This window comes from Spirabiliibacterium falconis, assembly GCF_014885015.1.
GTDB classification, from domain to species: domain Bacteria; phylum Pseudomonadota; class Gammaproteobacteria; order Enterobacterales; family Pasteurellaceae; genus Spirabiliibacterium; species Spirabiliibacterium falconis.
The window spans coordinates 193,148-209,524 of the sequence record NZ_JABMIJ010000008.1; the positions used below are offsets into that span (position 1 = coordinate 193,148).

At 43.2% G+C, this 16,377-nt stretch carries 13 protein-coding genes; 6 read left to right on the forward strand and 7 right to left on the reverse strand.

The genetic code is table 11. From position 1 onward, the window contains the following. Positions 1 to 19: 19 nt before the first annotated feature. The 3 genes from ftsY to ftsX are packed head-to-tail and all read left to right on the forward strand — an operon-like array spanning position 20 to position 2,818. Complete coding sequence (gene ftsY, locus HPC40_RS06010; RefSeq protein WP_208118584.1) at positions 20 to 1,210, forward strand: signal recognition particle-docking protein FtsY; 1,191 nt, start codon at positions 20 to 22, stop codon at positions 1,208 to 1,210. An 8-nt stretch (positions 1,211 to 1,218) separates the two neighbouring features. After that, on the forward strand, positions 1,219 to 1,878 hold the full coding sequence (gene ftsE / locus HPC40_RS06015; protein WP_208118585.1) for a cell division ATP-binding protein FtsE: 660 nt from the start codon (positions 1,219 to 1,221) through the stop codon (positions 1,876 to 1,878). 10 nt (positions 1,879 to 1,888) lie between these two features. After that, complete coding sequence (gene ftsX, locus HPC40_RS06020) at positions 1,889 to 2,818, forward strand: permease-like cell division protein FtsX (RefSeq protein ID WP_208118586.1); 930 nt, start codon at positions 1,889 to 1,891, stop codon at positions 2,816 to 2,818. An 8-nt stretch (positions 2,819 to 2,826) separates the two neighbouring features. On the opposite strand, the gene HPC40_RS06025 is transcribed toward ftsX, so the two are convergent. Genes HPC40_RS06025 through HPC40_RS06035 form a run of 3 tightly spaced genes read right to left on the reverse strand, consistent with a single transcriptional unit; the run spans position 2,827 to position 6,249 of the window. Continuing rightward, positions 2,827 to 3,966, reverse strand: a complete 1,140-nt coding sequence (locus HPC40_RS06025) for a glycerate kinase (RefSeq protein WP_208118587.1) — start codon at positions 3,964 to 3,966, stop codon at positions 2,827 to 2,829. A 9-nt stretch (positions 3,967 to 3,975) separates the two neighbouring features. Next, positions 3,976 to 4,788 (reverse strand): Cof-type HAD-IIB family hydrolase, encoded by an 813-nt coding sequence (locus HPC40_RS06030; protein WP_208118588.1) that lies wholly within the window; start codon positions 4,786 to 4,788, stop codon positions 3,976 to 3,978. 51 nt (positions 4,789 to 4,839) lie between these two features. Then, complete coding sequence (locus HPC40_RS06035; RefSeq protein ID WP_208118589.1) at positions 4,840 to 6,249, reverse strand: glycoside hydrolase family 1 protein; 1,410 nt, start codon at positions 6,247 to 6,249, stop codon at positions 4,840 to 4,842. 195 nt (positions 6,250 to 6,444) lie between these two features. Here HPC40_RS06035 and HPC40_RS06040 point away from each other — a divergent pair, with 195 nt between their 5' ends. Both HPC40_RS06040 and gntR read left to right on the forward strand, forming a co-directional pair. After that, on the forward strand, positions 6,445 to 8,406 hold the full coding sequence (locus HPC40_RS06040; protein ID WP_208118590.1) for a bifunctional 2',3'-cyclic-nucleotide 2'-phosphodiesterase/3'-nucleotidase: 1,962 nt from the start codon (positions 6,445 to 6,447) through the stop codon (positions 8,404 to 8,406). Positions 8,407 to 8,505: 99 nt separating this feature from the next. Then, positions 8,506 to 9,504, forward strand: coding sequence for a gluconate operon transcriptional repressor GntR (gene gntR, locus HPC40_RS06045; protein WP_208118591.1), 999 nt, complete (start codon positions 8,506 to 8,508; stop codon positions 9,502 to 9,504). A 4-nt stretch (positions 9,505 to 9,508) separates the two neighbouring features. Here gntR and edd read toward each other — a convergent pair whose 3' ends face one another. Both edd and HPC40_RS06055 read right to left on the reverse strand, forming a co-directional pair. Further along, complete coding sequence (gene edd / locus HPC40_RS06050) at positions 9,509 to 11,302, reverse strand: phosphogluconate dehydratase (RefSeq protein ID WP_208118592.1); 1,794 nt, start codon at positions 11,300 to 11,302, stop codon at positions 9,509 to 9,511. Between the two features lie 21 nt (positions 11,303 to 11,323). Further along, complete coding sequence (locus HPC40_RS06055) at positions 11,324 to 11,842, reverse strand: gluconokinase (protein WP_208118593.1); 519 nt, start codon at positions 11,840 to 11,842, stop codon at positions 11,324 to 11,326. Positions 11,843 to 12,036: 194 nt separating this feature from the next. Between HPC40_RS06055 and HPC40_RS06060 the strand changes: the two genes are divergently transcribed. Then, positions 12,037 to 13,419 (forward strand): GntP family permease, encoded by a 1,383-nt coding sequence (locus tag HPC40_RS06060; RefSeq protein ID WP_208118594.1) that lies wholly within the window; start codon positions 12,037 to 12,039, stop codon positions 13,417 to 13,419. Here the strand turns inward: HPC40_RS06060 and narQ are convergent. Both narQ and lysA read right to left on the reverse strand, forming a co-directional pair. After that, entirely contained in the window at positions 13,414 to 15,117 is a 1,704-nt protein-coding gene (narQ, locus tag HPC40_RS06065) for a nitrate/nitrite two-component system sensor histidine kinase NarQ (RefSeq protein ID WP_208118595.1), read from the reverse strand. The two genes, HPC40_RS06060 and narQ, sit on opposite strands and share 6 nt — an antisense overlap. Continuing rightward, positions 15,117 to 16,370 (reverse strand): diaminopimelate decarboxylase, encoded by a 1,254-nt coding sequence (gene lysA, locus HPC40_RS06070; RefSeq protein WP_208118596.1) that lies wholly within the window; start codon positions 16,368 to 16,370, stop codon positions 15,117 to 15,119. Before lysA ends, narQ begins: the two co-directional genes overlap by 1 nt. Between the last annotated feature and the right edge of the window lie 7 nt (positions 16,371 to 16,377).

The window sequence follows — 16,377 nt, forward strand, 5'->3', positions numbered from 1 at the left end:
GGTATAAGAGAGAAAAGGCATGGCAGATGATAAGAAAAAAGGCGGATTTTGGTCTTGGCTTGGTTTAGGGAAAGAGAAAGCAGAAAACGAAACGGATTCAACCGCACAAGAAACAGAAATCCCAGCAGACACCTCAGCAGAACAACGCTTAGCTGAAGAACAAGAACTTGCAAAACAAGAGCCTCAAACATTAGTTGAGCCGCAACTTGCTGAAGCACTCGCTGAAGATGAAGCGAAAGCAACAACACAAAGTGCGGTCAGCGAGCAGGAAAAGCCAAGCCAGGGCGGGTTTTTCAGTCGATTATTAAAAGGGCTAGTGAAAACCAAGCAGAACCTTGGCAGTGGCTTTCGCAGTCTCTTTCGTGGCAAAAAAATTGATGATGAACTGTTTGAAGAGCTAGAAGAACAACTTTTGATCGCCGACATTGGCGTGCCAACCACCACCAAAATCATCAACAATCTCACCGAACACGCCAGCAAAAAAGAACTGCGTGATGCTGAGCAGCTTTATCATAAACTCAAACAAGAAATGGCGGATATTCTTGACCCTGTTGCAAAACCTCTTGAAATTAATGAGAAAAAACCGTTTGTAATTTTGATGGTCGGTGTCAATGGTGTGGGCAAAACGACCACCATTGGTAAGCTGGCGCGCCAGTTCCAACAGCAAGGCAAATCCGTGATGTTGGCGGCAGGTGATACTTTCCGTGCGGCAGCGGTGGAGCAATTACAAGTGTGGGGTGAGCGTAATAATATTCCTGTGGTGGCGCAAAGCACGGGCTCTGATGCGGCGTCGGTGATTTATGATGCGATGGAATCGGCGCGCGCGCGCAATATTGACATTTTATTAGCCGACACCGCAGGACGGTTGCAAAACAAAAATCACTTGATGGATGAGCTGAAAAAAATTGTGCGTGTGATGAAAAAACTTGACCCCGAAGCACCGCACGAAATTATGCTCACTTTGGATGCAGGCACGGGGCAAAATGCCATTAGCCAAGCCAAACTGTTCAATGAAGCAACGGGATTAACGGGCATTAGCTTAACCAAACTTGATGGCACGGCGAAAGGTGGCGTCATTTTTGCCATTGCCGATCAATTTAACGTGCCAATCCGTTATATTGGCATTGGTGAAAAAATTGACGATTTACGCCCATTCAATGCACACGAATTTATTGAGGCATTGTTTAGCCAAGAACAAGACGAAGAATAAGGACTACTATGATCCGATTTATTAATGTTAGCAAAGCCTATCTTGGTGGCAAACCTGCTTTACAAGGCTTGAGTTTTCATCTGCCTGCAGGCAGCATGACTTATCTCACGGGGCACTCTGGAGCAGGTAAAAGTACGTTGTTAAAACTCATTATGGGCATTGAACGTGCCAATGGCGGCTCAGTGTATTTCAACGGACACGATATTACTCGTTTAAGTGACGATCAAATCCCGTTTTTACGTCGCCAAATTGGTATGGTGCATCAAGATTACCACCTATTAACCGACCGTAGCGTGTTGGAAAATGTCTCCCTGCCACTCATTATCTCAGGCATTCATCCCAATGAAATAAAACGCCGCGCCTGTGCTGCATTAGATAAAGTGGGGCTTTTGCACCGTGCTAACCACCTGCCGCTACACCTTTCTGGCGGGGAGCAACAGCGTGTTGACATTGCTCGCGCCGTAGTCAATCGCCCACAGTTGTTGCTGGCAGATGAACCCACAGGAAATCTTGATAAATCACTTTCACGCGAAATTTTTCGTCTATTTGAAGAGTTCAATCGCGTTGGTGTTACAGTGTTAATCGCAACCCACGATCACAGCATTGTGCAACAATATCCAAAACCGACCTTAGTGCTTGAGCAAGGTCATCTGCGTGCATTTCAATAAGGAGATTGTTATGAGCTCACGCCCAACCCAAGCACCATTTTGGATGCAAACACAATATGTATTAAAGTCGGTTTTTGTCGATCTTTGGCAAAAACGCATTGGCACATTGCTCACCGTGTTGGTGATTGCTGTTTCGCTCACTATTCCTACGATCAGCTACCTTTTATGGAAAAACACCAAAGAGGCAGCCACCAAGTTTTACCCTGAATCTCAAATTAGCGTGTACTTACATAAAACCTTAAGTGAGGCCGATGCCAATTTAGTGGTGGATAAAATCCGCCAAGAAAAGGGCGTGGCAGAACTCAGCTACATCTCCCGTCAGCAAAGTTTGGAAGATTTCCGCCAATGGTCGGGCTTTAACGATGAGCTGGCAATGCTTGACGACAATCCACTGCCTGCAGTTGTGATGATTAATCCAACAGAAGCTTTTCAAACCAGTGCGAAGCTCACCGAACTTAAACAGACGCTATTGAAAATCAAAGGTGTGGATGAAGTGCGGTTAGACACTGACTGGATGGAAAAACTCGGTGCCATCACATGGCTGGCTGGGCGCATTGCGGTGGTCTGCACCTTGCTGATGCTTATTGCCGTCATTTTAGTGATCGGCAACAGTATCCGCTCCGATGTATACAGCGCACGCGCTAACATTGAGGTCATGAAGCTCCTAGGTGCAACCGAGCATTTTATCTTACGCCCATTTCTCTATACAGGGCTCATTTTCGGCATCATCGGTGGCGTGTTGGCAACCCTGTTAAGTGGGCTGACCATCGCCTATTTCTCCACCGCCATTGACTACGTTGCCAATATTTTTGCGGTGAAGTTTGAACTTAACGGCATGAATTTTGTGGAAGTGCTGTTTATCATCGCCCTTGCCGCCTTCACGGGCTGGTGCGGCGCGTTGATTGCGGCAAAAAAACACATTCACCGCTTAGAAAATTAAGTGAACGCCTAAAGTGCGGTTAGCAGTCGATACAACCGAGCGACATTCTCCGCGCAGGATTGCAGGTTCTGCGCACCGCACTTTAAAGTATTTTCCAGGCTATCGAGTCGCTGAATAATCGGGAATACCGCGTCGATACCATGATCATAAACGGCGACATAATCCGCACGCAGACAGCCAACAATGGCGATCACAGGTTTGTTATGCACTTTAGCACAGCGCGCAACACCGATAGGCGTTTTGCCGTGCACCGTTTGCCCGTCCATACGCCCTTCGCCTGTAATGACTAAATCCGCCGACCGCACTTTGCTCTCCAAATCAACGGCGTTGAGCATAATCTCAACCCCTGAGCGCAATGTTGCGTTTGGCAGTAGCATCAAGCCTGCTCCCATACCGCCCGCTGCGCCCGCCCCTTTTGCGTTGGCAATATCTAAACCGAGCTGCTGTTGCACAATGTGGGCAAAATGAGCAAGCGCATTATCCAGTCGTGTTATCATCGCGTCATCCGCCCCTTTTTGCGCCCCAAACACCACTGCTGCGCCCTGTTTGCCCGTGAGTGGGTTATCCACATCGCAGGCGATCAACAACCGCACTTCGCCTAAGCGTTCATCAAGTTGGCTTAAATCAACGCGTGTTAATTGGGCTAATGCCGCCCCACCATAGGGAAGTTCTTGGTTGGCATTATCATAAAAATGTGCGCCGAGTGCTTGCAGCATACCTACGCCGCCGTCATTGGTGGCACTGCCTCCGATGCCAAGAATGATCGTATTTACACGATGATCAAGTGCGGTTTTGATCAGCTCACCCGTGCCAAAGCTGGTGGTGATTTCGGGATTCCGTTGTGGCATTGGCACCAAATGTAACCCTGACGCGGCCGCCATTTCAATAATTGCCGTCTGCCCGTCGCCCGATAGCCCCCAGTGTGCGTGCACCTGCTCACCCAATGGGCTAGTAACCGCACTTTGCATCTGTTTTCCGCCCGTGGCATCAATAAACGATTGCACCGTGCCTTCGCCACCATCAGCCATCGGCACTAATGTGTAGGTGGCATTGGGGAAAATACGTGCAAAGCCCGTTTGAATAGCTTGCGCGACCTCTTGGGCTGTGAGGCTTTCTTTGAAACTATCGGGGGCAATCACAACGTGCATAGGTTCTCCTTAACTTAACACATAACGTTCAATCGCTTGTGCCACGCCAGAGTCATTATGGTGCCCCGTTATCGCATCTGCTATTGCTTTCAGCTCGTCGGTGGCATTTTCCATCGCAATGCCAAGGCCTGCGAATTCCACCATATGGGCGTCATTGCCCGCATCGCCCATACAGATGATGTCTTTAGCAGCGATCCCTAAAAATTCCGCCAGCGCAGCAATGCCGCTACCTTTGTTGGCTTTCGGGTGGAGAAACTCCATAAAAAATGGCGTGCTTTGCACCACCGTGAACCGCACTTTTAGATCCTGTGGCAAGGTTGCCATGGCGTGGCTGACTTTTTCGGCATCATCCGCATAAAGGACTTTAATGATCGGTTCATCGTCATCAAGCTTGGCAAAATCAAGCTGATTAAGCGGAATTTTGTTAATCTCGGCCTCGTGCTGGCTGCACGCACCACAATCAGGCGAAATCAGCCCACGACGTGGCGAAAACGCGTGCAAATTAATGCCTAACGTTTTGGCTTGTTCTGCCAACAGCTTCGCCTCACGCCCTGTGAATTGAAAATCTTGAATGATTTTTTCATCGCTGATCCGTTTGACCTGTACCCCGTTGAAGCACAGCACATAGTCATCATCACTGTTCATGGCAAGTTGCTCAAAATAGTGTTGCAGCCCAACAAAAGGGCGACCAGAGGCCAACACCACTCGCACACCGCACTTTTTCGCAGCTAAAATCGCTTGACGATTGCGTTCGCTGATTTGCTTGTGGCTATCAAGCAAGGTGCCATCCATATCCAATGCAATTAATTTATAGTTGTTCATTGTATCCTCATATCCATCTGCATAAGCATAGCACAGACCGCACTTTTGCCACTATAAGGTTGCACCATTGTGGGCGATGAGTTTTTGATACCAATAAAAACTTTTTTTCTTACTGCGTGCCAAATCTTTAAGATCGAACTCATCACGATTCACATAAATAAAGCCATAACGTTTGCTCACGCCTTGATGGGTGCTGACCAAGTCAATCGCTGACCACGGATTATAGCCAAACACCTCCACACCGTCGGCAAGGGCAAGTTGGAGCTGTTGGAGGTGTTTTTTCAAATAATCAATGCGATAATCATCGTTGATACTGCCATCCTCTTCCACTTGATCAAATGCCCCTAAGCCGTTTTCTGTAACCAGCAACGGTAGCGCATAGCGTGAATAGATACGGCGCAAGGTCGTGCGGAAACCAGCGGGGTCAATTTCCCAGCCAAACTCATTCACACTTAAATGCGGGTTTTTACCACCACAGAAAAAGCCCGCTTCCCCTACGGCAAGTTGTTGATCGCCACTGGAGCCAAGATTATCGCCTTCGCCGTGGCTGGCGGACACGGTTGAGGAGCTGTAATAATTAAATGCAATAAAATCAGGGCGTGCCGCTTTGAGAACATCAAAGTCGCCATCAGCAATTTCAGGTGTAGCATTGCGGGATTGCAAAAACGCCCACGCAAGGTGGTTATAACGCCCAAAAACGGCCATATCAAGATAAAGCCAGTTACGCAATGCCTCAAAATTATCGGCCGCGATAACATCCTCTGGTCGCGCGCTGGCAGGATAAACACAAGCAATGTTGATGGCGGGGGCAATTTTCGCATGTGGTAACAGCTCATGGCACTTGATCATCGCTTTGGCTTGCGCCACAAACATATTGTGATTTTGCTGATAAATATCCTTCACGGGGTTTTCACCTTTGCCGCCGCCCGTGCCAAGGGCGTTAGGATGCAAAATCATCATATTTTGTTCATTGATGGTCAGCCAATAAGTTACTCTGTCACCGAGATGTTCATAAAGTGCGGTGCAGTAACGCTCGAATGCGGCGATGGTAGCACGGTTCGACCAGCCGCCTTTTTGTTGTAACGCGTACGGCAAATCAAAATGGTACAATGTGACAATGGGTTCAATGTTGTGCGCACGCAACTCATCAATTAAATCACTATAAAATGCCAAGCCTTTTTCATTAAGCTCACCATCACCGTCGGGAAACACGCGGCTCCACGCAATTGAAAAACGGTAAGCCTTTAAACCCAGTTCAGCAAACAGTGCCACATCTTCTTTAAAGCGGTGATAATGATCTGCGCCCACTTTAAAATCCGTGGTATTGGGCACAACAGGTGCCATATCAATCACAGATGGGCCTTTGCCGTCTTCATTCCACGCACCTTCGACTTGATATGCTGACGTTGACGCACCCCACAAAAAGTGCGGTGGAAATGGAGTGCCGTTTTGGTGTTGCATAATTTCTCCTTATTTTTATTTATGCGCTCTTTCGTTAGCTTAAGATTACACAGAATTCCAGATAAAAACGAAAGTTTATTGTAAGAATGTGATCTTGACTGGAATTCTAACATAATCTGCCCCGACCGCACTTTTACGAAAAGTTGAATTCCCTTAGAATTGGGCGTGATTATTCTAATAACAAACGGAGTGTTTATGACATTAACTTTTAATAAAGTCCATTTTGCAGTTGCAACCGCACTTTGTGTGCCGACATTGGCACTGGCTGCTGATATGGATTTACGCATTGTGGAAACCACCGATTTGCATGCCAATATGATGGATTATGATTATTACAAAGACAAACCATCCGAAAAAATCGGGCTCGTGCGTGCTGCCGATTTGGTGCAAAAAGCCCGCGCTGAAGTAAAAAACAGCGTGCTGGTGGACAATGGGGATTTGATCCAAGGCAGCCCGATGGGCGATTGGGTCGCCTCTAAAGGCTTGAAAGAAGGGGAGTTGCACCCTGTTTATAAAGCCATGAATTTGCTTGACTATGATGTAGGCAACATCGGCAACCACGAATTTAACTATGGGCTGGAATTTTTAGACCGTGCCATTGCGGGCGCAAAATTCCCGTATATCAATGCTAATATTTATGTCGCTAATGGCAAAGACGACAAACACTATTTCACGCCGTATATCATCAAAGACTACGAATTTGTTGACACCGACGGCAAAAAACAGCAGATAAAAGTCGGTTACATCGGCTTTGTGCCGCCACAAGTGTTGATTTGGGATAAGAAAAATTTAGAAGGCAAGGTGATCGCCAAAGATATCACTGAAACGGCTAAACAGTTGGTGCCGAAAATGCGTGAAGAGGGGGCGGATATTGTGATTGCTGTGCCGCACTCGGGGCTTTCAGCCGAGCCGTACCGCACTTTAGCGGAAAACTCGGTGTATTATCTTTCTAAAGTTGAGGGCATTGATGCCATTGCCTTTGGCCATGCGCACGCTGTTTATCCAAGCAAAGAGTTTGCTGATATTCCAGGGGCTGATATTGAAAAAGGCACCATTAATGGCGTGCCGTCTGTGATGCCAGGGCGTTGGGGCAGCCACATTGGGGTGATTGATCTCAAACTTAACAACGATTCTGGCAAATGGAAAGTCGTTTCAGGCACTACCGAAGCATTGCCAATTTACGACAGCAAAAATAAAACTGCAATTGCTAAACAATATGTGCCCGTGTTAGATATTTTGAAAGACGATCATAAAAATACGCGTGATTACGTCAACGCACCGATTGGCAAAGCTGATGATAAAATGTACAGCTTCTTGGCACTCGTGCAAGACGACCCAACGATTCAAATTGTCAATTTAGCACAACAAGATTATGTAAAACGCTTTGCTCAAGGCGACCCTGATTTAGGCAGCCTCCCTGTGCTTTCTGCAGCAGCACCGTTTAAAGTGGGTGGGCGAAAAAATGATCCAAGTAACTTCACAGAAGTGGAAGCTGGGCAATTAACATTTCGCAATGCGGCGGATTTGTACCTCTACCCTAACACGCTAGTCGCATTGAAAGTGACAGGCGAAGAGGTGCGCGAGTGGTTGGAGTGCGCAGCGGGGCAATTTAACCAAATTGACCCAACCAAGGCGGAAAAACAAGCGTTGATCAACTGGGATGGCTTCCGAACATATAACTTTGATGTGATTGACGGGGTGAATTATCAGGTCGATGTTACTCAACCTGCACGTTATGATGGCGAATGCAAGCTCATTAATCCAGATGCGCACCGCATTGTTGATCTCACTTTCAACGGCAAACCAGTTGATGCGAAGCAAAATTTCTTGATTGCCACCAACAACTACCGCGCTTTTGGGGAAAAATTCCCTGGTACGGGCAGTGCGAATATTGCCTTCTCCGCACCAGATGAAAACCGCACTATTGTGGCAGACTATATCCGCCGCGTGAGCCAAGAGCAAGGTGAAGTGAAAGTAAGTGCGGACAACAACTGGCGTATCAAAGCGATCCTTGAGAACAAAGCACAGGTATTTTTTGAAACCTCACCGTCTGATAAAGCGGCTGAATTCATCAAAGAAAAAGCACAATATCCAATGAAGCATATTGGACAAGACGATAACGGGTTTGCGTTATACGAATTGGAATTACATCAATAAAAAACCAATCAAGGCTGAATTTATTTCAGCCTTTTTTCTGTTAAATTCATCTTTTATGTTATAGTAACATTATGATTTTTATAATCCATTCTATTCATGATGAGTAAGCATAAACGCCCTACACTGCAAGATGTTGCAAATCATCTTGGTATCACTAAGATGACAGTGAGCCGCTATTTGCGTAATCCAGATTTAGTAGCGTCTAACACTCGTTTAAAAATCGCTGAAGCTATTGAGCATATAGGTTATATTCCTAACCGTGCACCCGATATTTTATCAAATGCAAAAAGCCATGCTATTGGCGTTTTAGTTCCATCATTAACAAATCACGTTTTTGCTGATGTTATCAAAGGCATTGAAGAGATTGTTGATAAAGCCGGTTATCAAACGATGCTTGCCCATTATGGCTACTGTGAAGAAAAAGAAGAAAAACGCATTGAAAGTTTACTTTCTTATAATGTTGATGGCTTGATTTTATCCGAAAATCATCACTCGAAACGGACTTTAAAAATGCTAGAAATTGCTGATATTCCAGTGATTGAAATTATGGAATGCAGTGAGGTAAGTTCCCGCCAAGCAATTGGATTTGATAATGTCGCTGCCGCACAGGCAATGGTAGAGATGATGATTCGCCGTGGTCGCCGAAAAATTGTTTACTTCTCGGCAAGAATGGATAAAAGAACGTTATTAAAAATGCAAGGATACGAGCAAGCAATGCGTAAGCATAACCTATCGCCTTGTTGCTTAAAAACAGAAGAATCTTCATCATTTTCGCTTGGTGCACAACTCCTTAATCAAGCATTATCATTATATCCTGATATTGATGGTATCTTTTGTACGAATGATGACCTTGCCATCGGTGCAATTTTTGAATGTCAGCGTCAACATATTGCTATCCCAGCACAAATTGCAATAGCAGGATTTCATGGACATGACGTTGGTCAATCTATGACCCCGCTATTAGCAACTGTTATCACTCCAAGGCTTGAGATAGGTAAAATTGCTGCACAAGAGTTATTAAATCGGTTAAATAATATTGAGCAGCAAAGTCCTATCATTAATTTGGGCTATCAGATCCAAATCGGTGAAAGTATTTAGTCAACTAAAAGATGGTTGCACCCTGTTCGGCGGAAGAGACATTTTGCCTAAATAATTCAAATAACCGTTGTCCAGCGATAGGTTCATCTTGCAAGAGAATTGGATCATCCATATCGCGCGAGTCTAAATCAGCTAAACACGTTAATTCACCACTTTCCGCATCCAATTTAATGATGTCTCCCTCTGTGATTTTAGCTAATGGACCGCACTTTGCAGATTCAGGGCATAAGTGAATCACTGCGGGAACTTTTCCTGATGCACCAGATAATCGACCATCTGTTACCAATGCAACACGAAAACCGCTTTCCATTAAATTACCTAAAATTGGCATTAATTTATGTAACTCTGGCATTCCTCTTGCTGCTGGTCCGCTATTACGCACAACAATGATCGCATCTTGTGCTAACAAGCCTTCATTATAGGCGTTAACTACATCATCTTGCGATTCAAATACCTTAGCAGGTGCAATGATTTTTTTATATTTATCCTCAACGGCACTGACTTTGATTATGCCTCTACCCATATTGCCTGCGACAACTTTAATACCACCTTTATGACTAAATGGCTTGTGTTGCGGTGCAATAATATCAGGATTTTTTGTTTCTAGAATAGGGTTGAATTTAACTTCATTATTTTGCGTAAGTTCTGGCACACATAAATAATCTTCAAATGAACCCCAAATAGGTAATGTATCTTGATGTAGCAAATCACGATTAGCCAGTAATCTCAACAATAATGGCACCCCTCCAGCTTGATAAAAATCATTAATATCCGCATCACCATTTGGATAAATTCGGGTCAGTAAAGGCACTTCATTTGATAATAAAGCAAAATCATCCCACGTTAAAATAAAGCCAGCTGCTTTCGCAATAGCAATAAGATGAATAGTATGGTTGGTACTACCACCAGAGGCAAGTAATGCAACCATCGCATTCACTAAACTTTTTTCGGTAACCACCTCATAAAGCGGTCTAAAATCTGCGCTATTGCGGTGTATTTTTAACATTTGAAGCACAGCAAGGCGGGTTAATTCTTGTCTTAATGGGCTATTTACTGGCACAAATGCCGCACCTGGCAACATAAGCCCCATCGTTTCTAAAAGTAGCTGATTAGTATTTGCTGTACCATAAAATGTACATGTACCTTGACTATGGTAAGACGCATTTTCTATTTCTTGTAATTTATCTTTTCCAACTAACCCAGCTGCATATTGTTGTCGCACAGCCACTTTTTGTTTATTACGAATCCCCGTTGTCATCGGACCTGATGGAATAAATGCCGTCGGTAAATGTCCAAATTGTAATGCGCCAATTAATTGACCAGGTGCAATTTTATCGCAAACGCCTAGCAAAAGTGCGCCATCAAAAGCATTATGACTTAAGCCTATGGCGGTGGATTGTGCGATCACATCTCGTGAAAACAAAGACAGCTCCATACCTGCCTGTCCTTGTGTTATTCCATCGCACATAGCGGGAACCGCACTTGCTACTTGTGCGCTATGCCCATGCTCTCGTAAAATGTGTTTGATGTGTTCTGGATAATCTAAATAGGGCTGATGAGCACTGACCATATCGTTATATGAGGTAATAATCCCTATATTTAATCGGGTAAAATCCAAAATAGCGCGCTTATCTTGGTCACAACATGTTGCTACGGTATGCGCTAAATTCCCACAGCTTAACTTTTGTCTTGATTTTCTCTGAGCAAGTTGTGATTCAATTTGCTTTAAATAATGCTCTCGTGTTTTTAGACTACGGGTTACGATATTTTTTGTTACTTCTGCAACAATGCGATTCATCGTCAATCTCCTTTCACCCTTTTACTGATATTTTTCAATGACAGAAATACAATCAGCCACAACAGCATCAAATGAGTTATCAATATTAATCGTATCTACGTCATTTTCATCAGATTGCGGGACTTCTAATGTGTCAAATTGACTACGTAACATATCCGTTTTCATATAGTGCCCTTGGCGTTTTTTCATTCTGTCTAAAATCAATTCAAAACTACCCGATAAAAAGATAAAACGAATAAAGGGATTACCATCACGAATAATATTTCTATATTGTTTTTTTAACGCCGAACAGACAATAATGCCACTTTCTGATTTTTGATTTAGACTAAATGCGGCATCTCTAATCCTTACCAACCAAGGTTCTCTATCTTGATCATTTAATGGTAATCCAGAACGCATTTTTAGAATATTTGCTTTAGGGTGAAGATCATCACCATCTATCAATTTCATTTTAAGTTTATTTGCAATAGCTGTTCCAACACTGGTTTTTCCTGTGCTAGAGACACCCATTAATATAAATATACTATTCTGATGTGCCATACGCTTCCTCATAAATTAATTTGTTACCGATAACAATAAAATTACGCTTTACTTTTTTTTAAATCAACTAAAAAAAGTATTTTAAGTGAAATAAGTGATCTAAATCACAAATAAAAGAAAAGATATTTGCAAGAATAGTGGTTATCGGTAACATTTCGTAATAGATGCATTGATTCATTATATGGAGATTATTTATGGATTTATTATCCCTTACACACGATGCTACTTCGCTACTGCTAATAGCTCTGAGTTCAGTAATCGCATTATTAATTCTCATTATGCGGTTTAAAATTCATGCATTTGTTGCATTAACACTTGTAAGTTTATTAACTGCATTGGCTACAGGTATTCCAATTAATAAAGTACTACCAACATTATTACAAGGCTTTGGTAATACTCTCGCATCAGTGGCTTTATTAGTTGGTTTAGGTGCAATGATAGGGCGTTTATTAGAAATTACTGGCGGAGCTAAAATTTTAGCTGACACCCTAATTAATAAATTTGGAGAAAAAAGAGCACCTTTTGCACTTGGTGTTGCCTCCCTACTATTTGGTTTTCCTATTTTCTTTGATGCAGGCTTAGTTGTTATGTTGCCTATTATCTTTAGTGTTGCAAAACAATTTGGTGGATCAACTTTGCGTTATGCGTTGCCTGCTGCTGGGGCATTTTCTGTTATGCACGCTTTTTTGCCGCCACATCCAGGTCCTGTTGCTGCCGGTGATTTACTCAGCGTCAATATGGGATTATTAGTGTTCGTTGGGCTCATCTGCGCCATTATCACATGGTATATTAGTGCTTACTTATTTGGATTATATGCAGGTAAAAAAATTCATCTTGCTTTACCAAAAGCCTTTTTAAGTGCGAACGCGATTAATGAAACAGCCGCACAAAATCCACCAAGTTTCCAAAAAGTGATCTCTATTTTATTGTTACCACTGTGTTTAATTTTACTTGATACAGGGCTTAACACCTTGTCTGTTATGAAAATAATTGATGGATCACAATTGTGGGTAGAATCACTGCGCTTAATTGGTAAAACACCGATTGCGTTATTAATTACATTATTAGTTGCTATTTTATTACTCAAAGAACAACGTAGTTATGAACAAATCGAAAAAATCTGTAACAATGCTCTAGGGCCAATCTGTGCCATCGTCTTAGTAACAGGTGCAGGTGGTATGTTTGGTGGTGTGTTGCGTGCAAGTGGCATTGGTAATGTATTAGCAGACACATTATCAGATACAGGCTTACCAATTATTGTAGCAGCCTTTATCATCGCTTTAGCCTTACGTGTTGCACAAGGTTCTGCAACCGTTGCCCTTACCACAACATCCGCATTGATTGCCCCAACATTAGCAACAGCAACGGGAATCAGTCAATTTGATCTCTGCTTTATTGTTATTGCGATTGCATCTGGCTCTGTTGCGTTATCACATGTCAATGACTCTGGATTTTGGCTTGTTAGTCGTTTTCTTGAAATGGATACCAAAACAACCTTTAAAACATGGACAGTAATGGAAACGCTGATTGGATTTGTTGGGTTTACTATCGCTGTGGTTGGAAGTATCTTACTATAACAACTGATTTGGGAGGCATAATTTAACACTTGTGCCTCCACTTTTTCTTGCTGCTATGCTAAGTGTTGCATGTAACTCTTGCGCACGCTCTGCCATAATATTTAACCCATAATGTCCACTGGGCTCGTGTAAAGACGCTATGCCTATGCCATTATCACGCACAATCACTTCATTTTCACCCTCAGAATTAGGGCGAGCAATCACTTCAATTAAGCTAGCATTGGCATGTTTAATACTGTTTAACACCGCTTCACGCACAATTTGCAGTAAATGAATTTGCTGCTGTGCATTCAACAACTGCGAAGGCAAAGCACACTCAAGTGTGATTTTAGCATCACTGTTTGGTTGTAACGAATCAATCACTTCTTGCAACGCAAGTGTGAGATTAGATTCATTCACTGTTAGGCGAAATGTTGCAAGTAACTCACGTAATTGCGTGTAACCATCAGAAAGTGCGGTTTCAAATTGCGCAACAATGTGCATACTTTTGGGCGCAGTATCCCCCATTTCACGCTCAATAGAACGTTTTAATAACGTAAGCTGAATTTGTAAAAAAGCAAGGACTTGTGCCAAAGAATCATGCAATTCACGAGCAATGATGGATCGCTCTTGCATTAATAACAGTTGTTGTTGTTGCTTTGCTAACTGAGCGGAGTGCAAAGCGCGCCCTAACATTTGTGCAATATTTTCAATGGTACGTAAATCAGGATAATTATCCGCCCGTTGCCAATTCAGTTGCCCTAAATGTTGCTCACCAATCGTAATGCGTGTGATATGCCACGGTTTATTCTCATCAACGTTACCTACGTCCATATTCCACATTTCATTACCATTTAATTGTAACCGAATTGCTTGCAATGCTTCATTTTGGCATAAAGACGACAAAATGATATGTAGCCCTTCTTGGTTAATTTCATGCAAACTTAAACGCTGTGATGCGAAATACAACATAGATAAAGTGCGGTTTATTTGCGTGAGACTATGCGTTTTTTCATTAACTTGATGTTCAAGACAAGCATAAAGTTTTTTTAGCTCTTTTGCCATTTGCGTAAAGCCACGCGAAAGCACACCGAGTTCATTATCACTGTCAATATCCAATACTAAGTGGTCAAACTGCCCATTTTGCACCTGCTGACTGGCTGTCACCAAACGTGTAAGAGGTTCAACCACTTTTTTGCGGCTATACCCCAGCAATAAAAAGCCGAACGCCGCCATTAATAATAGCGCACAAATATTGGAATAAATGGCAAACATTAATTGGCGTTCAGAAAACGTTTGCAACACACTCACAAAATGATCAACGTGATCGACATATTCACTTAAATGCGCACGATAAGCGGTTTTATTGCCTGCTGAAATATACCCTTCCATTTCTTGCCAGCGAGAAAGCAAAGTGCGGTACGCTGTTTGTACCTCCTGCGGCACATAAATACGATTAAGCCGCACTAACGTTGGCGAATGCAATGTTTCACGGTAAAGAGCAACGCCTGCATCAACTGCCGATGGCTGATAATCCATATCGTGCAACAGGCGATAACTTTGCATACGCAACGAACCAGACACATTAATCATCTCCGCATCAGACTGATTTCCCACCATAATCAAGGTGGTAATCCCTGTTGCCAACCCCGAAAGCAGAATGATTAGCAACAAATAATAGGCTAATCGTTTTGTGAGAGAACTGCGAAATTTGATCATTATTCAGACACTAATTGCTCATGTGCCCATAATTCAGGCAATGTTTCACGGCGACGAATTAAATGGGCTTTATCACCATCAACCAATACTTCCGCTGCACGAGTGCGAGTATTGTAATTCGATGCCATACACGCCCCATATGCACCTGCCGAACGTTGCACCAATAAATCTCCCGCTTGAATCGCTAAAGTGCGGTCTTTACCTAAAAAATCCCCTGTTTCACAAATTGGACCAACCACATCATAAACCGCACTTTGACGATCTAACGTGCAATCAGCTTCGATAATTTGCATATAGGCTTGGTAAAGTGATGGACGAATCATATCATTCATACCCGCATCTACAATGGCAAAATTACGTTGTTCATTACTTTTTAAAAATTCGACTTTAGTCACCAGCACGCCAGCATTCGCCACTATCGCACGCCCAGGTTCTAAGATAATTTCAATCTGATGATACTCTTTCAATTTCGCTAATAATGCTTTGGTATAGTCACTTGGCTGTGGTGGCGTTTCTCCATTATATGGCACGCCTAAACCGCCGCCTAAATCCAGATGTTTAATCTTAATGCCATCAGATTTCAAGGCTTCCATCAGCACGATTAACCGATCCGTTGCATCTAAAAATGGCTGTAATTCTGTTATTTGCGATCCAATATGACAATCCAGCCCTACAATATCTAAGTGCGGTAAGCTCGCAGCATAACGATACGCTTCTCGCGCTTGTTTAACGCTGATACCAAATTTATTTTCTTTTAACCCTGTGGAAATATAAGGATGCGTTTTGGCATCTACATCGGGATTTACTCGCAGTGAAATCGGTGCTTTTTTCCCCATTTCGCCTGCAATCTGATTGATCAAGGTTAATTCAGGTAAAGATTCCACATTAAAGCAGCGAATCCCCACCTCCAATGCACGTGCGATTTGATCCGCACTTTTAGCTACCCCAGAAAAAACAATTTTATGAGGATCACCACCTGCCACCAAGACCCGTTCAAGTTCCCCAACTGATACAATATCAAAACCCGAGCCCATTTTGGCTAATATATTTAAAATCGCAATGTTGGAATTGGCTTTAACAGCATAACAAATCAAGTGCGGTTGCTGACCAAATGCGTCATCAAAGGCACGAAAATGACGAACAAGGGTTGCTTTGGAATAAACATACAACGGCGTACCAAATTCAGCCGCTAACGCTGTGATTGTAATATCTTCCGCAAATAATTTTTGTTGTTGGTATTGAAAAAAATCCATAGTTATC